This window comes from Octadecabacter ascidiaceicola (genome assembly GCF_900185015.1).
GTDB classification, from domain to species: Bacteria; Pseudomonadota; Alphaproteobacteria; order Rhodobacterales; family Rhodobacteraceae; genus Octadecabacter; species Octadecabacter ascidiaceicola.
On record NZ_FXYD01000003.1, the window covers coordinates 335,258 to 353,376 of the forward strand.

General features: G+C 56.8%; 23 protein-coding genes. 5 read left to right on the forward strand and 18 right to left on the reverse strand.

The genetic code is table 11. The features are described 5' to 3' along the window. Nucleotides 1–45: 45 nt before the first annotated feature. From acpS to folK, 9 genes are all read right to left on the reverse strand, one after another. The gene (acpS, locus tag OCA8868_RS10535) at nt 46–465 is read right to left on the reverse strand and encodes a holo-ACP synthase (protein WP_093996527.1); all 420 of its coding nucleotides are present in this window, start codon (nt 463–465) and stop codon (nt 46–48) included. Further along, nucleotides 462–1,085 (reverse strand): LysE family translocator, encoded by a 624-nt coding sequence (locus tag OCA8868_RS10540; protein ID WP_093996528.1) that lies wholly within the window; start codon nt 1,083–1,085, stop codon nt 462–464. Before OCA8868_RS10540 ends, acpS begins: the two co-directional genes overlap by 4 nt. After that, the gene (locus OCA8868_RS10545; protein ID WP_093996529.1) at nt 1,082–1,534 is read right to left on the reverse strand and encodes a hypothetical protein; all 453 of its coding nucleotides are present in this window, start codon (nt 1,532–1,534) and stop codon (nt 1,082–1,084) included. The genes OCA8868_RS10540 and OCA8868_RS10545 overlap by 4 nt, the downstream gene beginning before the upstream one ends. Continuing rightward, nucleotides 1,534–1,851, reverse strand: coding sequence for a Dabb family protein (locus tag OCA8868_RS10550; protein ID WP_093996530.1), 318 nt, complete (start codon nt 1,849–1,851; stop codon nt 1,534–1,536). Before OCA8868_RS10550 ends, OCA8868_RS10545 begins: the two co-directional genes overlap by 1 nt. Continuing rightward, nucleotides 1,848–2,591 carry a pyridoxine 5'-phosphate synthase gene (locus OCA8868_RS10555; protein ID WP_093996531.1) on the reverse strand — a complete coding sequence of 248 codons (744 nt, stop codon included), beginning with the start codon at nt 2,589–2,591 and terminating at the stop codon, nt 1,848–1,850. Before OCA8868_RS10555 ends, OCA8868_RS10550 begins: the two co-directional genes overlap by 4 nt. A gap of 38 nt (nt 2,592–2,629) precedes the next feature. Next, on the reverse strand, nt 2,630–3,286 hold the full coding sequence (locus OCA8868_RS10560; RefSeq protein ID WP_093996532.1) for a DUF2062 domain-containing protein: 657 nt from the start codon (nt 3,284–3,286) through the stop codon (nt 2,630–2,632). Between the two features lie 24 nt (nt 3,287–3,310). After that, nucleotides 3,311–5,470 carry a RelA/SpoT family protein gene (locus OCA8868_RS10565; protein WP_370737996.1) on the reverse strand — a complete coding sequence of 720 codons (2,160 nt, stop codon included), beginning with the start codon at nt 5,468–5,470 and terminating at the stop codon, nt 3,311–3,313. A 30-nt stretch (nt 5,471–5,500) separates the two neighbouring features. Next, a complete protein-coding gene (rpoZ, locus tag OCA8868_RS10570; RefSeq protein WP_049833230.1) occupies nt 5,501–5,863 on the reverse strand; it encodes a DNA-directed RNA polymerase subunit omega in 363 nt (120 codons plus the stop codon). 84 nt (nt 5,864–5,947) lie between these two features. Then, nucleotides 5,948–6,493: a 2-amino-4-hydroxy-6-hydroxymethyldihydropteridine diphosphokinase gene (gene folK, locus OCA8868_RS10575; protein ID WP_245848176.1), complete on the reverse strand. Its 546-nt coding sequence runs from the start codon at nt 6,491–6,493 to the stop codon at nt 5,948–5,950. 129 nt (nt 6,494–6,622) lie between these two features. Here folK and OCA8868_RS10580 point away from each other — a divergent pair, with 129 nt between their 5' ends. After that, a complete protein-coding gene (locus tag OCA8868_RS10580; RefSeq protein ID WP_093996534.1) occupies nt 6,623–7,195 on the forward strand; it encodes a LabA-like NYN domain-containing protein in 573 nt (190 codons plus the stop codon). Nucleotides 7,196–7,236: 41 nt separating this feature from the next. Here OCA8868_RS10580 and OCA8868_RS10585 read toward each other — a convergent pair whose 3' ends face one another. Beyond that, the gene (locus OCA8868_RS10585) at nt 7,237–7,704 is read right to left on the reverse strand and encodes a c-type cytochrome (protein ID WP_218822680.1); all 468 of its coding nucleotides are present in this window, start codon (nt 7,702–7,704) and stop codon (nt 7,237–7,239) included. Nucleotides 7,705–7,845: 141 nt separating this feature from the next. Between OCA8868_RS10585 and ispH the strand changes: the two genes are divergently transcribed. Genes ispH through rnhA form a run of 3 tightly spaced genes read left to right on the forward strand, consistent with a single transcriptional unit; the run spans nt 7,846 to nt 9,834 of the window. Continuing rightward, the gene (gene ispH, locus OCA8868_RS10590; RefSeq protein ID WP_093996536.1) at nt 7,846–8,799 is read left to right on the forward strand and encodes a 4-hydroxy-3-methylbut-2-enyl diphosphate reductase; all 954 of its coding nucleotides are present in this window, start codon (nt 7,846–7,848) and stop codon (nt 8,797–8,799) included. Further along, nucleotides 8,796–9,392, forward strand: coding sequence for a class I SAM-dependent DNA methyltransferase (locus OCA8868_RS10595; protein WP_093996537.1), 597 nt, complete (start codon nt 8,796–8,798; stop codon nt 9,390–9,392). Before ispH ends, OCA8868_RS10595 begins: the two co-directional genes overlap by 4 nt. Then, nucleotides 9,385–9,834, forward strand: coding sequence for a ribonuclease HI (gene rnhA, locus OCA8868_RS10600; protein ID WP_093996538.1), 450 nt, complete (start codon nt 9,385–9,387; stop codon nt 9,832–9,834). The genes OCA8868_RS10595 and rnhA overlap by 8 nt, the downstream gene beginning before the upstream one ends. A 71-nt stretch (nt 9,835–9,905) precedes the next feature. On the opposite strand, the gene fmt is transcribed toward rnhA, so the two are convergent. The 3 genes from fmt to def (OCA8868_RS10615) are packed head-to-tail and all read right to left on the reverse strand — an operon-like array spanning nt 9,906 to nt 11,874. After that, nucleotides 9,906–10,811: a methionyl-tRNA formyltransferase gene (gene fmt, locus OCA8868_RS10605; protein ID WP_093996539.1), complete on the reverse strand. Its 906-nt coding sequence runs from the start codon at nt 10,809–10,811 to the stop codon at nt 9,906–9,908. 13 nt (nt 10,812–10,824) lie between these two features. Next, nucleotides 10,825–11,319 (reverse strand): peptide deformylase, encoded by a 495-nt coding sequence (def, locus tag OCA8868_RS10610; protein WP_093996540.1) that lies wholly within the window; start codon nt 11,317–11,319, stop codon nt 10,825–10,827. Nucleotides 11,320–11,346: 27 nt separating this feature from the next. Beyond that, nucleotides 11,347–11,874, reverse strand: a complete 528-nt coding sequence (gene def / locus OCA8868_RS10615; protein ID WP_093996783.1) for a peptide deformylase — start codon at nt 11,872–11,874, stop codon at nt 11,347–11,349. Between the two features lie 107 nt (nt 11,875–11,981). Here def (OCA8868_RS10615) and OCA8868_RS10620 point away from each other — a divergent pair, with 107 nt between their 5' ends. Continuing rightward, entirely contained in the window at nt 11,982–13,151 is a 1,170-nt protein-coding gene (locus tag OCA8868_RS10620) for a MalY/PatB family protein (protein WP_093996541.1), read from the forward strand. A gap of 1 nt (nt 13,152) precedes the next feature. On the opposite strand, the gene OCA8868_RS10625 is transcribed toward OCA8868_RS10620, so the two are convergent. The 5 genes from OCA8868_RS10625 to cbiE form a co-directional block, all read right to left on the reverse strand. Further along, nucleotides 13,153–13,500, reverse strand: a complete 348-nt coding sequence (locus OCA8868_RS10625) for a hypothetical protein (protein WP_093996542.1) — start codon at nt 13,498–13,500, stop codon at nt 13,153–13,155. An 85-nt stretch (nt 13,501–13,585) separates the two neighbouring features. Next, nucleotides 13,586–14,353: a precorrin-4 C(11)-methyltransferase gene (gene cobM, locus OCA8868_RS10630; RefSeq protein WP_093996543.1), complete on the reverse strand. Its 768-nt coding sequence runs from the start codon at nt 14,351–14,353 to the stop codon at nt 13,586–13,588. Further along, nucleotides 14,350–16,194, reverse strand: a complete 1,845-nt coding sequence (gene cobJ / locus OCA8868_RS10635) for a precorrin-3B C(17)-methyltransferase (protein ID WP_093996544.1) — start codon at nt 16,192–16,194, stop codon at nt 14,350–14,352. Before cobJ ends, cobM begins: the two co-directional genes overlap by 4 nt. After that, complete coding sequence (gene cobI / locus OCA8868_RS10640; RefSeq protein ID WP_093996784.1) at nt 16,185–16,886, reverse strand: precorrin-2 C(20)-methyltransferase; 702 nt, start codon at nt 16,884–16,886, stop codon at nt 16,185–16,187. Before cobI ends, cobJ begins: the two co-directional genes overlap by 10 nt. Continuing rightward, nucleotides 16,883–18,091 carry a precorrin-6y C5,15-methyltransferase (decarboxylating) subunit CbiE gene (gene cbiE, locus OCA8868_RS10645; protein ID WP_093996545.1) on the reverse strand — a complete coding sequence of 403 codons (1,209 nt, stop codon included), beginning with the start codon at nt 18,089–18,091 and terminating at the stop codon, nt 16,883–16,885. The genes cobI and cbiE overlap by 4 nt, the downstream gene beginning before the upstream one ends. Nucleotides 18,092–18,119: the final 28 nt, after the last annotated feature.

Genomic DNA, 18,119 nt, shown 5'->3' on the forward strand with positions numbered 1-18,119 from the left:
GCGTCATTGAAAGTGGGGGTTATGTGAGGGTCCGCGCGGCGTTAGTCAACCCGCAGTATCCTTGTTTGTAAGGGGTCTGGCCTCAATCACGACGAAGGCCTGCGCCCAAGGGTGATCATCGGTCAGGGTGACGTGGATAATCGCCTCGTGGCCCTCCGGCGTCATCGTCTCAAGGCGCTCTTTTGCCCATCCGGTCACAGCCATAACGGGCTGGCCCGTTCGCATGTTCGTCACCGCCATGTCTTTCCAAGAAATCCCCATGCGCAAGCCCGTGCCCAGCGCCTTTGAACAGGCTTCTTTGGCGGCCCAACGTTTGGCGTATGTGCCTGCAACGTCTTTGCGGTTTTCCGCCTTGCGTTGTTCGATGTCTGTGAATACGCGATTGCGGAAACGGTCACCGAAGCGGTCCAGCGTTCCTTGAATGCGTTCGATGTTTGCGAGGTCGGTGCCGATGCCAAGGATCATGGAGTGTGCTTTGTTGTAAGAAGTTTCAGCGATGCCGCGCCGAATAGCACACCAAAGGTCAGGTCGAACAGTCGTTTTAGGCGGACGTAGCCGCGTGCGATTGGGGCCGAAGAAAACAGAACCGCGTAACCGAGGAATACAAAGGCCGATGTCGCGATTAAAGCGCAAAATAGAAGCGCGACGGACTGCGGTTGCGCGTCCGGCGTCATAGCCACCGCGTAAATCGCACCCCATCCCAGCACTGCCTTGGGGTTGGTCAAATGCAAAGTCAGGCCTTTTGTAAAGGCGCCAATGCGGGCCGGTTTTGCAGGCTTCACGGAGGTTCCAACCCACGCAGAACGCAGCGATTTCAGCGCAAGATACAAAAGGTACGCTGCGCCAATGTAGCGGACAGTTTCAAACAACCAAACGTTGGACATCATGAGGGCAGAAAACCCTAACGCGGCTGCAATGCCCCAAATGGCGGACCCCAACACAACACCTGACGCCAACTGCAGCCCGCGTGTTCTGCCTTCGGCCATTGAGGTGCCCGATATGGCGAGTGTCGCGGGCCCCGGGCTGCCGCCACCAGCGGCCCAGCCAAGTAGAATGAACGGCAAAGGAAAAAGAAGATCGCTCACTCTGCGAGTTCCTGTGAAACGGTGACATCGCCCGTGGATTGGTTGATTGCGATACTTAAAAGGACCGCGTTTTGAAAGCTTTGTTCAGGCAGATAGATGACCGCCGGAATTTGTAGGGTCAGGCCGGTTGCAGGATCATAGCTCGCGTCCAATTCACTGAAGAACATACCCGCATAGCCTAGCCCATCGTCTAGACCGACAGTTGTGCAGCTTCGCCCTGCCATCTCATCCAATGGGGGATGTAGGACAAGTAGATAATAGGCCGCTGCAGCAGGCTCGATCGTATCCAACAACGCAACACGTACGGCACCATTGGCGAAGGTTGCGATGTTGTCTTCCCACGGCTCAACGATATTGTCTGCACGCGCCTGCCAATTACATGGAAACGCAGTTTGCGCCGCAAGCGGCGACGCCAAAAATGTCGCGGCGATTAAGGAAACTAGGCGCATTAGGCTTCTCCGGCAGTCTCAATATCATAGACTTTGATCCCATCCACTCCGCCACACAAGGTCACAAGCCGGCCTCCAAGTGCTTGGTGGCGTAAATCAGAAGCGTAAGAGGCAAGCGCTGCGCTATCCGTGTAGGACCCGTGGAACCCGTAATTCACCTCGGGTGAGCTGTTTTCAACATCGATATTTGCACCGTGCCAAAACGCAGTGAAACCGTCAATTTTGCCGACCAGATCTTTCAATCCAGCCATGATATCAGCTAATTCCTTATGATCCGCATCATCAGGCAGCGACAGATATACCGCATGCAGAATCATACCTCGCGTGCTTCATCCATCAGGCGGCGCATTTCAGCCATCGCGGGTTGAAGGCCGCGGAAAATGGATTCACCGATCAGGAAGTGTCCGATATTGAGCTCCATCACCTCTGGAAAGGCGGCGACGGGTTTCACGGTATCGTAGGTCAAACCGTGGCCTGCGTGGACTTCAAGACCCAGCGAATGGGCAAATGTCGACATTTCGCGCATTTTCTCGAGTTCGGCGTCGCGGGTCGCAAAATCGCCTTCAGCGTGGGCGTCGCAATAGGCACCGGTGTGCAGTTCGATCACCTGCGCACCTATGCGGTGCGCGGCTTCGATTTGGCGTTGATCAGCAGCGATGAAGATGGATACGCGGCAACCAGCATCACGCAATGGCGCGATGAAATGAGCCAGTTGGTTTTCCTCGCGCGCAACTTCTAGTCCGCCTTCGGTGGTCCGTTCTTCACGCTTTTCAGGAACGATGCAGACAGCATGGGGTTTGTGACGCAGGGCGATCTTTTGCATTTCGTCCGTTGCAGCCATTTCAAAGTTCAGCGGCACTGTCAGCGCGTCCATCAGGGCATCAATGTCTGCATCCCCGATATGGCGGCGATCTTCGCGCAGGTGTGCCGTGATTCCATCGGCGCCAGCATCCTCTGCCAGCTTCGCGGCGCGAACAGGATCAGGCGTGTTTCCACCGCGCGCATTACGCACAGTCGCCACGTGGTCAATGTTCACACCTAAACGCAATTTGGACATATGTACCCCCTTCTACTGGCCTGACTGTAGCGGGGGAATTATTCGCCGTCAGCCGGAATCTTTAGCTGGTTGAGTTTTGCGCGCAAAGCCTTGCGACGGCTGTTCTGATAGGCGCGGATCAGCGGCACACACAAGTAGTAAGCGATTGTCGCTGCGATAATTCCGGGAAGGATACCGCCCACCAAATAAGGGTAAAAAACTTCTGATCCAAATTCGGAAAGACCGCGCCAATCCGCTTTGTCATCTGTGAAAATTGCCTTGAAATTCCGCCAAAGGTCGCGGCCCGCGCGTCCGAACTGGCATCCGATTCCGCAGAAGTCTTTTCCACCTGGGGATTCCAACAATGAGCGATCAAGCCGCGTCCCAAGCAGCCAATGCCCCGTCGTCAGCGATGCATATGCAATCGGAATATATGTCAGCGGATTACCAAAGAACGTCGCCATAAGTGAGGCAAGGATGTTGCCCCTCATGATCATGGCGATCATCGCCGCAATGAAAAAATGAAATCCGTAGAAAGGGCAAAAGGTGGTGAACACGCCGGCCCAAATACCACGCGCGATTTTCTCTGGTGTATCGGGGAGTCGACGCACGCGATGTTTGACGTATGTTGCCGCGCGTCCCCAGCCGCCACGCGGCCAGAAAAACTCGTACACAACGCGCCAAAGGGGTCGTCTGTCTCTGCGTCTGAAGACCACCTGATCCCCTTTGGCTTTCGCCCGTTATTGTTGTCGTTGTACCTGCCCTGAACGGTCAAGGTCGCGGTGCCGTGCAATTTTGGCGACGTTGGAATCGGCCTCAAGTGAGGTCATTACAACGTGCATATGCTCTACATCGCGCAGGTCGACCTCGATCAGCAACCGGAAATAGTCCGGCTTGCGATCAATGAACACCAGATCAGATATGTTTGCATCATTTTCGCCGATAAGCGTGCAGATTCTCCCCAAAACACCGGCATCATTGGTGATCGTCATTTCCAGCGTAATGGTGTTGGTCGCGGAGTGTTTGCCTTCTTGCCAATGCAGATCGATCCAACGTTCTGGTTGATCTTCAAAGTCGGCAAGGACATCGCAATCGATGGCATGGACGACAACGCCTTGGCCGCGCGATGTGATGCCAACGATGCGTTCGCCCGGAATAGGCTGGCAGCATTGCGCAAGACGATGCGACTGCCCCACATCGAGACCGATAACCGCGCGCCGCGATTCAATTTCGACACCTTCGGAAATTGCGAGTTCGGGGTAGATCGCGGACACGACCTCGCGCGAGGTAATCTCGGCGGAACCGACCAAATCCAAAAGGTCATCTACGGAGCCAATTCCTAGTGCCTTCGCTGCGGTTTGAAGGGCCTTGTCAGTGGCTTTCTTCTGGACGTTCTCAAACCCAACACGAACGAGTTCGCGGCCCAGCACAATAAAACGCGCGCGGTCTTCTTCGCGCAGCGCGCGGCGAATCGCGGTCTTTGCGCGGCCCGTTACAGCGATGTCGATCCATGTTGCCTGCGGCGTTTGCCCATCGGCGGTGATGACCTCGACCGACTGGCCATTCTTAACCCGCGTCCAAAGCGGCACGCGCAGCCCGTCGATTTTGGCACCGACACAAGCATGACCAATGCGGGTGTGGATGGCGTAGGCAAAGTCGATTGGCGTGGCACCGCGGGGCAGTTTGATAACGTCGCCTTTGGGTGTGAAGCAGAACACTTGGTCCTGATACATTTCCAGTTTCACCAGATCGAGGAATTCGGAATGGTCGTGGTCCTCATCAAGACGTTCAGTGAGTTGCGCAATCCAGCGGGCCGGATCAACCGCGAACCGGTTTTCAACGCGCTCGCCCTCGCGGTAGGACCAGTGCGCAGCTACGCCTGCTTCGGCGACTTCGTGCATTTCAAGTGTTCGAATTTGCACTTCGACACGCTTACCGTCACGGCCGGAAACGGTCGTGTGAATTGAGCGGTAGCCGTTGGATTTCGGCTGGCTGATATAGTCTTTGAAACGGCCAGGTACTGCGCGCCAGCGTTGGTGAATAGCGCCAAGGGCTGCGTAACATTCGGCTTCGGACTTCGTGATGATACGAAAGCCATAGATGTCGGAAAGACGGGAAAAACCCTGCTCTTTTTCCTGCATCTTGCGCCAGATCGAATAGGGTTTTTTCGCGCGTCCGTAGATGTCTGCGGCGATGCCCGCCTTATCCAGTTCAAATTCCATATCCGTCTGGATCTTTGCGACAACGTCGCCCGTTTCCTTTTGCAGCGTTATGAAACGCCGGATGATGGAATTGCGCCCTTCAGGATTGAGGACACGAAACGCGAGGTCTTCGAGTTCTTCGCGCATCCACTGCATACCCATGCGACCTGCAAGCGGCGCATAGATGTCCATGGTCTCACGGGCTTTCTGGGCCTGCTTGTCATCGCGCATAGATTTGATCGTGCGCATATTGTGCAAACGGTCCGCGAGCTTCACCAGCGTCACCCGCAAGTCCCGTGATGTGGCCATGAACAGCTTGCGGAAGTTTTCCGCCTGTTTGGTTTCGTGCGAATTGACCTGAATGTTCGTAAGTTTTGTTACCCCATCGACGAGATCAGCGATTTCGCGACCGAAGCGTTCTTCTACAACGGCAAAGGTCGCGCCTGTGTCTTCGATCGTATCGTGAAGGAGCGCGGTGATAATCGTCGCGTCATCCATCTGCTGTTCAGCAAGAATACAGGCAACGGCTATCGGGTGGGTAAAATATGCTTCGCCGGAGTGGCGAAACTGGCCTTCGTGGGCCTCAGCCCCAAAAACAAATGCATCAGCAATCAGCGTTGCGTTCGTTTTAGGGTTATAGGCGCGGACCAGCGCGATCAAATCTTCAGAGGTGATGATCAGATCATCGGAATTGATCATGCTGGTCGAGCAACCTTATTCATGCAGGGATTACTTTTGACCCTGAGCTTCCATCAGTGCGCGAAGAAGCTTTTCTTCAGACAGATCGTCTTCTGCTGGCTTGTCAGCCTCAGGGGAGCCGCCGCCCATAAGAAGCGCCATGCTGTCTTCTTCTGGTTCATCGACTTCGATCTGTGTCTGGTTCGCTTCGATCATGCGCTCGCGCAGGTCGTCAGCAGTCTGTGTTTCTTCAGCGATCTCACGCAGGGACACGACAGGGTTTTTGTCGTTGTCACGGCTGACGGTCAAAGCACCACCAGCGGAAATTTCACGCGCACGGTGCGCCGCGAGCATTACCAGTTCAAAGCGGTTCGGAACCTTGTCAACGCAGTCTTCAACGGTCACGCGGGCCATAGGGCACTCCAATCAGTCGGAAAATAGGTGTTCAGAAAGGGCTATCTAGACGCTTGACAGCTATAATACAACCCGATTCCCGCCTTAAAGCGCTCGGATTTCATCCCGTTCTGATGCGGGCAGCTGGTCGAGCATTTCAGTGGTGGATTGCCCCAACACCGGATGCACCCATTCTGGCGCGATATCGGCCATTGGCACCAACACGAAAGCGCGGTCCTGAACCCGCGGATGCGGAAGGATCAAGGTGTCTGGCGTTAGCACCTTTTGGTCCTCGATTGGCAGGTTTTTCCAGCGATTAAATGTTTCCAGATCGGGCAAAACATGCGCGCCCATGGCGATTAAGTCCAAATCCAGCGTCCTTTGCCCCCAACGGACCACCCGTTCACGGCCAAAGTCCGCTTCTATCGCGTGCAGCGTGTTCAAGACCTCATCTGCGGGCAATTCCGTACGGAAAGAACACGCCGCGTTGATGAAATCAGGCCCTGAATTGGCTGGAAAAGCTGGGGTTTGGTACAGCTTGCTTACGTGTACGTCACCAAAGGTACGGCCAAGAGCGTCAATAGCGGCAAGCACAGTCAAACGTGCATCACCGGCATGCGACGGCGCATTGGCGCCTAAAGCAATTATCACTTTTTTGCCGAGTCTTAGCGGTAACACTTGCGGCAATTCACAATTTCCTTACATTTGAACAAGCTTTGCCGGAACAAAACCACTCACATAGTTCCCACCGGTCTGGCGGATTTGAAAGGACTAATTGTCATGTTTTATCGTGATGAGCGCCTCGCGCTCTTCATTGATGGATCTAATTTGTATGCGGCAGCGAAATCATTAGGCTTCGACATCGACTACAAATTGCTCCGTCAGGAATTCATGCGCCGCGGCAAAATGCTGCGCGCATTCTATTACACAGCACTTCTCGAGAACGACGAGTATTCGCCAATTCGCCCGCTTGTGGATTGGTTGAATTACAACGGGTTCACAATGGTGACCAAGCCCGCCAAAGAATTCACAGATTCAATGGGCCGTCGTAAGATCAAGGGCAACATGGACATCGAATTGGCCGTGGATGCGATGGAGTTAGCGCCACATGTAGATCATATTGTGATCTTTTCAGGCGATGGCGACTTCCGCCCATTGATTGAATCACTCCAACGCAGTGGCGTGCGGGTTTCGGTTGTTTCGACAATCCGCAGCCAACCGCCAATGATTGCGGATGAGTTGCGCAGACAATGCGACAACTTCATTGAATTGGATGAGTTGCGTGACGTCATTGGCCGCCCTACCCGGGAGGTCAAAGAAGCGCCCGAGCCTGAAACGGTCGCTGAAGAATAGAAAATGCGGGCGTCCTTCGGGGCGCCCGTTTTCGTTTGATGCTACTGCGCGGCAGCGGCGTTGATTGCGTTGTGACGTTCGATAATATCTTCTGGCCAAGTGCTTTTGATAAAAGCCATGACCGCCAAGATCTGCGCGTCTGACAGAATGCCGCTATAACCCGCCATATCGCTTTCATAGCCGTTACCAACAAGGGCAGCGGTTCCGACCTTCACGATTTGAAACAGCTGTTCATCAGGATGGTGCCATGTATGGCCCGTTTCATCGTGAGGCGGAGCAAGCGCGCGGCCGTTCGGCCCCAAATTTCGCCAATTGTCCTGCCCTTCAAGATTTGCGCCGTGACACGACGCACAAAGATCTACGTATAACGCTTCCCCCTCAGCGACGACCTCCGCATTGGAGTACTCGAACAACCCAACTTGCGCAGGTGGCTCGTTTTGCGCCCAGACAGCTGCAGCTAACACGATAGCAGTTACGCCAAAAACGCAGGCGATTAGTCTCGTTTTCATCATGCTCTCCGATTTTATAACATCGTTCCTACAAGATTCCCCCCACTGGAAGGCAAGGGTTTTTATGGAATGAACTGCACAGGCAGGAACTAGACGACGGGCACGGAAAGGCTTACCTGATATCTAAATCAGGAGACGCCGATGCCCAAGCCGCCACTTACGCTTTATCTTGCTGCCCCGCGCGGGTTTTGTGCGGGCGTGGACCGTGCGATTAAGATTGTTGAGTTAGCGCTCGAGAAATGGGGCGCACCGGTCTATGTGCGCCATGAGATCGTACACAACAAATTCGTTGTGGATGACCTGAAAGAAAAGGGTGCGATCTTTGTTGAGGAGCTGGAAGATTGTCCTGACGATCGGCCAGTCATTTTCAGTGCCCATGGCGTGCCGAAATCCGTGCCAGCCGCCGCGAGTGCGCGTGAAATGGTTTATGTCGATGCGACATGTCCACTGGTTTCCAAGGTGCATATCGAAGCCCAGCGTCATGCGGACAATGGTTTGCAGATGATTATGATCGGGCATGCTGGCCATCCCGAAACGGTGGGGACAATGGGGCAATTGCCGGATGGTGAAGTGCTACTCGTTGAGACCGTCGAGGATGTTGCAGGCGTTCAGGTGCGGGACCCAGAGCAGTTGGCCTTTGTGACCCAGACAACATTGTCGGTGGATGACACGGCTGACATCGTGGACGCGTTAAACGCGCGGTTCCCTGCGATAGTCGGCCCGCACAAAGAAGACATCTGTTACGCAACCACCAACCGCCAAGAGGCTGTTAAGGCGATGGCGCCATTGGCGGATGCGATGTTGGTTGTGGGCGCTCCAAACTCGTCCAACTCACAACGTCTGGTCGAGGTTGGCCGCAAGGCGGGCTGCGATTATTCGCAATTGGTTATGCGCGGCAAAGACATTGATTGGCGCGCGCTGGACGGCATCAAGAGCATCGGCATCACGGCAGGGGCATCCGCGCCTGAGGTTTTGATTAATGAAGTGATCGACGCCTTCAAAACGCGGTATGATGTGACCGTTGAGCAGGTCGAAACCGCCGTCGAGAACGTGGAATTCAAGGTGCCGCGCGTGCTGCGGGAACCTGTAGCATGACTGACCCTAAAACCATCGCATTCTATGACAATTCGGCGTCACAGTACGACAGCTGTCTAGACAGCGGCGCGGCAAATACCGCGCTGACGGACTTCTTGGCGTTGCTTCCGAGCGGTGCTGATGTGCTGGACCTTGGTTGCGGCCCAGCCCGCGCGTCGGTTCAAATGCGCACCTTGGGCTTTCGGCCGGACCCAGTTGATGCATCTCAAGGTATGATCGATCTGGCGAATGAAAACCATGATATTGGCGCACGGCTGCTCAGCTTTGCGGAGCTGGACATGGTTGGTGCTTATGACGGGGTTTGGGCAAATTTTTCATTGCTTCACGCGCCCAGACCAGACCTACCCCGCCACTTTACGTCAATCGCGACCGCCTTGCGAGATGGCGGTGTTTTTCACGTCGCAATGAAAACCGGAACAGGCGAAACGCGCGACCGCATCGAGCGGTTTTATTCCTTTGTGACAGTTGAGGAATTGCAAAGTTTGCTGCGAGACGCAGGCTTCGAGGTTATCGCGATCCAAGAAGGAAAAGAAGTCGGAATGGCTGGAACCAACGATCCGTTCGTTACCATGAGAGCGCGAAAAATTGCCTGATCTATATGCCTACACAGACGGTGCCTGTAGCGGAAATCCCGGCCCTGGTGGATGGGGTGCCGTGCTGATTGCGCGGGACGGTGACACCGTCGTGAAAGAGCGCGAATTGAAGGGTGGCGAAGCCCATACGACCAACAATCGGATGGAATTGCTTGCCGCGATTAATGCGCTTGAGACGTTGTCATCCGCCAGCACGCTGACCGTTGTGACGGACAGTTCCTACGTCAAGGACGGGATCACAAAGTGGATTTACGGTTGGAAGGCAAAGGGCTGGAAGAAGAAGGGTGGCGAGATCAAGAACATTGATCTTTGGCAACGTCTGGATGAAGCGCGCCTGCGTCATGATGTGACGTGGGAATGGGTCAAGGGTCACGCAGGCCATCCTGAGAATGAACGTGCCGATGAGCTTGCCCGCGCAGGTATGGAACCATTTAAAAGTTAGCGAATTGCGCTTGCAGCGAGCGGGGGCGCACCTGCGGTGCGCAAGAATGAGTATTTAAGAGCCAAAGAAAGTCAGGACAGGTGCGTGGGCGGTGTCCAGCCTTGCAGCACCTCGCTGGCGGATGCAGCTTTTTTTCCTGCCCTTTGAAGGGTGTAGATTTGGACCGCGCTGTCTGACGTTCCGATGTAGAGGCCGTCCGTTGTGCTGACTTCGCCGGAGGTTAGGCGCTGTGCAGATTGGCTGGCGTGCAGGAACTTTATGCGTTCGCCGTTTGCTTCGGACCAAGCGCCGGGGAACGGGGAAAGGCCGTTGATTTGACGGGTGATTTGCTCTGATGTTTGGGTCCAGTCAACGCGCGCTTCGGCTTTATCGATTTTTGCGGCGTAGGTGACGCCTTCTTCGGATTGGATTTGAGGCGTCAGGTTTGGCAGTGCATCCAGCGCATCAATAATCGCCGTAGCGCCCAGCACGCTTAGGCGGTCATGCAATGCGCCTGTTGTTTCGTTTTCTTCGATGCCGATTTCGCGGCGCAGTAGGACGGGGCCGGTATCAAGGCCTGCTTCCATTTGCATGATGCAGACGCCGGTATTCGCGTCCCCTGCCATGATCGCGCGGTGGATCGGGGCTGCGCCGCGCCAGCGTGGGAGCAAGGAGGCGTGGATGTTCAGGCAGCCCTTGGTCGGGGCGTCCAGAATGGTTTGTGGAAGGATCAAGCCATAGGCGACCACGACGGCAATATCAGCGTTCAGTGCGGCGAAATCGGCCAGCGCTTCATCGGATTTGAGGGACACGGGGTGGCGCACAGTAAGCCCGAGTGCTTCGGCGCGGGATTGAACCGGACTTGGGCGGTCTTTCTTACCGCGCCCTGCGGGGCGAGGGGGTTGGGAGTAGACAGCACAAACATCATTCCCCGCATCAACCAAAGCGTCTAAAATTGGCACCGAAAAGTCGGGCGTTCCCATGAAGACAATGCGCATGACGTTCTTCCCCTTAGCGCAGCTTTTGCGCCTTTTTGATCAACATTTCGCGTTTGGTGCGGCTTAGGTTGTCAAAGTACATCTTCCCGTTCAGATGGTCGATCTGATGCTGCACGCTGGTCGCCCAAAGGCCGACGAAATCTTGGCGGTCATAAACGCCAGCTTCGTTCAGGAAGCGCACCGTCACAGCGCGTGGGCGTTCAAAAGACGCGGCAACGCCGGGCAGGTTCGGCGAGGCTTCTTCGTGAAGGCGCATCTCGGCGCTGGCATGCAGGATCGTCGGGTTGGCCATGCGCACCGCTTGGCCGCGTTTGTCGGAGGCATCAACAACGGCGAGGCGCAAAGACACGCCGATTTGGGGCGCTGCGAGTCCGACGCCCGGCATTGCGTTCATTGCCTCGATCATTTCCTCCCAAAGGGCGCGGATGTCGTCGGTAATTTCGGGAACCTCTGCGGCGGCGGTGCGCAGAACCTTGGCGGGCCACGGAATGAAGGGTCTATGTGACATGTGTAGCCTTTGATTTTGGTGGGCGCGTTACGCGTTGCCCCGTGCGATCTCACGCTTTAGCTTTTGCATTTTGCGCGTGATCATCTGGCGTTTCAGCGGCTTGAGATAGTCGATGAACAGCTTACCGTTAAGGTGGTCGATTTCGTGCTGAACGCAGGTCGCCCAAAGCCCATCAAAATCCTGCTGCACGGTCTTACCGTCAAGGTCCGTCCATTCCACCTTCACAGACGCGGGGCGTTCGACTTCGGCGTATTGATCGGGGATGGACAGGCAGCCTTCGTCGTAGACGTTTGTTTCTTCAGACGAGGACAGCACGCGCGGGTTGATGAGCACCATCGGTTCGGGCGTCGCCATTTCGTCCTTCACGCAATCCATCACGAGCATCCGTTGCAGGATACCGATCTGCGGCGCGGCAAGGCCGATACCGGGTGCGTCATACATGGTTTCCAACATATCGTCGGCCAATGCACGGGCGGCTTTGTCCACCTCGGCAACTGGGTCAGCTGTGGATTTCAGGCGCGGGTCGGGGTGGATCAAGATTGGGCGTAAGGTCATGGCGCCCATGTAAGGTGAACGGGGGCCGCTTGCAATATGGCGCAACGTGGGAGAAGGGCTTGCGTCCGCCGAGCATAAAGCTAGCTTGCTAAAAAAGGAGTACCTTCATGAGTTTTGACACCCCCATCAACCGTCGCGGCACCCATAGCGTTAAATGGGACATGATGGAGCAGATTTACGGTGTGGATGCCGACGATGGCATTGCGATGTGGGTTGCGGACATGGAATTCCAGCCGCCGACCTGTGTGCAAAACGCGGTGCAGAAAATGCATGATCACGGGGTGTACGGGTATTACGGTGACGAGCGGTCCTACCTTGCGGCGATCCAGTGGTGGATGGACACGCGCCATGGCTGGAAAATCGATCCGTCATGGATATTCACGACACATGGACTTGTGAACGGGACCGGCATGTGTGTGGATGCGTTTACTGCGCCGGGTGACGGTGTTGTATTGTTCACGCCAGTCTACCATGCCTTTGCCAAGGTGATTAACGCGGCGGGGCGCGAGGTTGTAGAATGCCTACTGACCAACGACAACGGCCGCTACGAATTCGACTTTGGCGCCTATGACGCACAGATGACTGGCAACGAGCGCATGGTTATTCTGTGTTCGCCCCATAACCCAGGTGGCCGCGTCTGGACCCGAGGCGAGTTGCAGGCGGTTGCCGCCTTTGCGAAACGTCATAGCCTGATTTTGGTTTCTGATGAGATCCACCATGACCTGACCTTCCCCGGCCACAAGCATATCCCGATGGCCCATATCGAGGGGATCGAAGACCGTCTTGTGACGATGACGGCGACCACCAAGACATTCAACATTGCCGGATCGCACAGCGGCAATGTCATCATCGAAGACCCAGACCTTCGCGGCGCATTTGGTGCGCGCATGGCAGCGCTGGGCATGTCGCCCAACAGCTTTGGCCTGTTCATGGCCGAGGCTGCCTATTCGTCGGAAGGTGCTGCGTGGGTTGATGAATTGCTCGTCTATCTGGACGGAAACCGAAAGCTGTTTGATGCAGGCGTGAATGCCATTCCGGGGCTGTCATCTATGCCGCTTGAGGCAACTTACCTAGCGTGGGTCGATTTCAGTGGCACAGGCATGTCGCGGGAAGAATTCACCGACCGCGTACAATCGGATGCGAAGATCGCCGTGAACCACGGGCCGACGTTTGGCTCGGGAGGAGATAACTTCCTGCGGTTCAACATCGCCGCACCACGCGCGCAAGTGCAAGAAGCCGTTGACCGACTGGCAAAAGCGTTCGGCGATTTACAGTAGTTTAGCGGCCCAACAATGCGATGGGCGCATCCTTGATACGTTCAAAATCAAGCGGTGCGCCGTCGCTCGCGGCGGTGTTGCGCTTGAATTCATAGACCATGTGGTCGCCCTCTTCGGCGGCGGCAACGATCAGGCATTGGCTGACGTGGTGCCCGCCATCATAGATGTCCACAAGGCCGCGCAGTTTCGGTGCATCTTCGAGCCCGAGCGCAAACCCCGTGCTTGTCATGCGTTCGATTTTGTAGCTTTCGCCATTCACCTCAACCCGCAGGCGAGTCTTTTTCTTAGCGGCTTTGGACTGGGCTGCGTGCAGCTCATTCCAGATCGATTGTGGCAGTGATTCCAACATAGTATTCCCCATCCAATGACAAATAGCATGGCGGAATAATGGTTTCGGTCAAGTTAACCTTTTGGGTTAGTTGGGAATTCACCGCTTAGACCGCGGCTTTGGGCCTTAAAACATGGGGTTTGGCGGCATCGTACAATGCAGAGTCCGGAAAGCCGTGGTCGTCTGACAGGGCTGGTCCCAATAGAATCAGTGCTGTACGGGTGATTTTTGCATCCCGCGCCTTCGCGCGAATATCCGACAACGTTCCGCGAATGATGAGCTGGTCCGGCCAGCCGACACGGTAAATCACAGCAGCGGGGCAATCGGCGCCATAATGCGGGATCAACTGGCGTTCGATTTCACGCAACGCACGGATGCCAAGGTGGATCGCAAGGGTCGTTCCTGTGCGTCCAAAATTGTCGAGGGTTTCACCCGCTGGCATGCCCGTTGATTTCATCGACATACGCGTCAGCACGATGGATTGCGCAACTTCAGGCACAGTCAGTTCCTGACCAAGTGCTGCCGCAGCGGCGGTATAGGCTGGCACGCCGGGGATGATTTCATAGTCGATCCCGTCGGCCTTGAGGCGACGAATTTGTTCTGCGATGGCGCCGTAAAGCGACGGATCACCGGAATGCACACGCGCGACGTCTTGGCCTTTTTCGTGGGCTTTGACGATTTCGGCGTGGGTTTCATCCAAGTGCATTGGGGCCGTATCCATGACCAATGCGCCCTCCGGTGCGATGGAAACCACCTCTTCGGGAACAAGACTACCAGCGAAAAGGCACACGGGGCAGGCTTTGATCAGGCGGGCGGCTTTGAGGGTCAGGAGTTCAGGATCACCCGGCCCTGCGCCGATGAAATAGACGGTCATTGTGTGGCCTCTTCTGGGATATAGGGATCGTCGCGTTTTGCGGTTAGGTCGCCGTCGATCTTGCGGGCATAGCCGCGTGGCGTGAACATGCGTGGGCCTTCGCCCAACTGCGCGAGGCGAGAATTGGAGGACCCGATAAGAACGACGGTGAGCATATCAACTTCGTCCACCTCAAGTTTATCAAGACGGCGGTAGCGGACCAGTTCCGTCGGGCGACCAAGGTTGGACGCCAGCATAACGGGCGTGTCGGCCGGACGGTGCTGCAAAAGGATATCACGCGCCTCAGCCAACAACGTGCGGCGGGTTTTGGACACTGGGTTATAGAAGGCGATGACGAAATCGCCCTGTGCAGCGGCGTTCAGACGGCGGATAATGTCATCGCGCGGTGTCAGAAGGTCTGACAGGCTAATCGTGCAGAAATCATGGCCCAGAGGCGCGCCAGCGCGGGCAGCAGCGCCTTGTAGCGCAGACACACCGGGGGAGCAGATAACCTCAACGCGGCGGGCGGCATCGCTGACGCCTTCTTCATCTTCGGCGCGGTCCAGAAGTTCAAACACCAGTGCGCCCATCGCGTAGATGCCCGCATCACCAGAACATACAAGCGCGACGTTCTTGCCAAGCGCGGCTTGTTCCAGCGCATAACGGCAACGCGCTTCTTCGCCGCCAAGCGGGAAATCGGAGCGTGTTTTACCAGCAGCGAGAGGGCCTAGGAGGTCAATGTATAGACCATAGCCAACCAGTTCTTCGGCATCCGCAACGAGGCGGGAAACCTCAGGCGTGCGCCACGCGGCCTGACCCGGCCCGATGCCAACAACGGACAAGCGGCCACGGGAACGACCAGCGAAATCGATGATCGGTTCAGGGGCGCGTGCGATGGCGCAGGTGGCGGTGGCAGTCTTGGATTTCTCAACGGTCAGGGTTGCGTCCGTACCAGCGGCGGCGAGGGCTGCGCCTTCTGACACGCCGTGGCAGCCGACCTCAGCGAAGACGACGTCGGATGGATTGGCAAGGCGCGGTGCTTCGCTTTCCAGTTCAGCGGCTGTGAAAACACGCAAAGGAACGCCAAGGCGTTGAGCCGCTTGAATGATCGCCGGTTCGTCTGCTTTGAGGTCGATAGAGGCGACACAGGCGATAGCGCCTTTGGCGATATTATTCGTTTGGAGGGTGTCCTCGACAAGCTGCCAGAGGTCTTCGGGGCTGGCGTTGCGGGCACAGCCCAGACCCAGCGCGAAGGACTGTGGATGGTAGACGAGGCGCGTTTCGTTGCCTGTTTCATCGGCCTCGGTCACGCAAAGTTCGATGTCTTTGCCGTTTGGAAGGTCGGCGTCAAAGACCGGCGTGCCGTTCCATGTAACGCCGCCACCGGACAGCAGGTTTGCCATTGCAGGCTTGGCGTCCTGCGGGTTTTGCAGGCGGTAGCCGAGTGGGGGTTCATCGAGCGCGACACCGAGCGCGACATCGCCGGCGGTGGTGACTGCGGCAGTCGCGTCGAGCGCATCAGCGATCTGTTTCGCCAGACGGTTCGCCCCGCGGTGCCCGCCAAGGAGCGGGACGACGACTTTGCCGTCATCGGACACCGAAACGACCGGCGGTTCGGTGGTCTTGTCGTTGAGTAGCGACGCCACGCCACGGATCAGAATGCCGGATGCACAAACACCGATGATCGGGGTGCCCGCAGCGAACAAGTCGCGGGTGTGATCCAGTGCATTGGTGAAGAATGCGTCAGCGCTTTGCACCCTACCCTCGCGGCCATGAACGGCGCAATTTAGCGCCTTTGCGATAGCGTGCGCGGTTGGCTCTCCGGATTTGGAGAGCGCTAGAATTACAGGTTTTACAGCCACGGGTCAGCCCCTTTGGTGAGCAAGATCATTGAGAAATACGGCGCCTTTTCAGGCGCTTGTGAAAGGGGAACGACAACCTGTTCGGGCAGGGTTGCGCGTTCGATATAGGTGGCGCTGTCGGTGAGACCGAGGTCATCAAGGACGGCGCGAATTTTCGGCAGATGCCGCCCGACCTTCATGATGGCCACGGCTTCGGCACCTGCGATGCGGTCTCGCAGGGTAGCTTCGTCCATCGGGCCCGGCAGGACGGTTAGGCGTTCGTTGCGGGCCACGAGAGGGCGGCCGGATTCGGCGGCGCAGGCGGTGATGGATGTGACGCCGGGGATAACTTTGACGGTGAATTTGCCCGTTAACCGCGCGTTAAGATACATGAACGATCCGTAAAAGAACGGATCGCCTTCGCATAAAGCAACGACATTTTCGCCTGTTTCCAGAACCTTAGCGATTTCAGCGGCGCCTTTGTCGTAGGCGGCTTGCGCGGGTTCGCGGGCGGTTGTCATTGGCACGTCCATGCGGATTTCACGCACGTTCGGGCCAATTAGGTCCGCCGCGATTGCGCGGGCGAAGCTGTCGCCGCCAGCAAGCGTCGGGTAGGCGATTGTGGTCGCGCCTTCTATAAGCCGTGCGGCTTTCAAAGTGATTAATTCGGGGTCACCGGGGCCGAGGCCGACGCCGTACAGTGTGCCATTCATCGCTTGATCAAACTCCATTGCGTCACGGGCATCGCGGGGCGCCAGCCGGTCAAATTGCCGATGGGGTCGGCGCGATGTGTCTGGATTTTCACGAGGTCACCGCCGTGGGTTTTGTGCAGCTCAATCAGGGTCGCTTCGGACTCGAGTGTTACCGCGTTCGCCACCAGACGACCGAGGGGGCGCAGGGCGGACCATGCGGCCTCATACGTGTCGTGCGACAGCCCGCCGCCGATGAAAACCGCGTCAGGGGCATCAAGCCCGCCTAGCGCGTAAGGCACTGTTCCGTCTACCAATTCCAGTTTCGGCGCACCGAGCGCGAGGGCGTTTTGGGCCGCCATATCACGGCGATCTGCGCGGGGTTCGATGCCGATAGCGCGGGCGTAACGGGCGGCGCGCATCCATTCGATTGCAACGCTGCCACAGCCTGTTCCAATGTCCCACAACAGGGCACCGCGCATGGGCATGAGCTTGGCGACGGTGGCGGCGCGGACCTCTTGTTTGGTCATGGTGCCGTCGGACACGAACAGGCTATCTGCGAGGCCGGGGACGCGCGGCAACAGGGCGGCGTCGGGGGCGGCAACGCAATCAATGCACAGCGTATTGAAGGCAGGAACTTCGTGGTTCCAATCGGCGGCGGCGCCGTCAAAACGTTCTTCGCGGTCCCCGCCCATTGCGGCGAGAACGGTCATCTGTGACTGCCCGAACCCGCGATCTGTGAGGAATTTCGCGATCTGTGCTGGGGTTTCTGCGCCTGTCGTTAAAACGATAAGCTTTTGATCTGGTTGAATAAAGGCGATCATTTGCTCAACGGGGCGGCCATGTACGGTGAGGGTTTCAACATCGGCCAAAGACCAGCCCATGCGGGCGGCGGCGAGCTGGAACGCGCTGAGTTGCGGGTGGTACACAAGTTGATCGGCTGGGATCGTGCGGCCAATGCGGGCACCGACAGAGAACCAGAGCGGATCGCCTGTTACCAGCACCACGGCGCGACGATTTTTCAACGATTCCAAGGTGGTAATCATTGCATCAAAGGGGGACGGCCACGCGATGCGTTCCGCTGTTGGGTTGACCGACAGCGTATGGTGACGGTCCCCGCCGACGATCACCTCTGCGGCTTCGACAACGGCACGGGTTGCGGGTGTGAGGCCATCCATTCCGTCCTCGCCGATGCCGACAATATGGAGCCAAGGTGCTGCGTTAACCATTGATCTGTTCCCCCGAATCCGACGTATG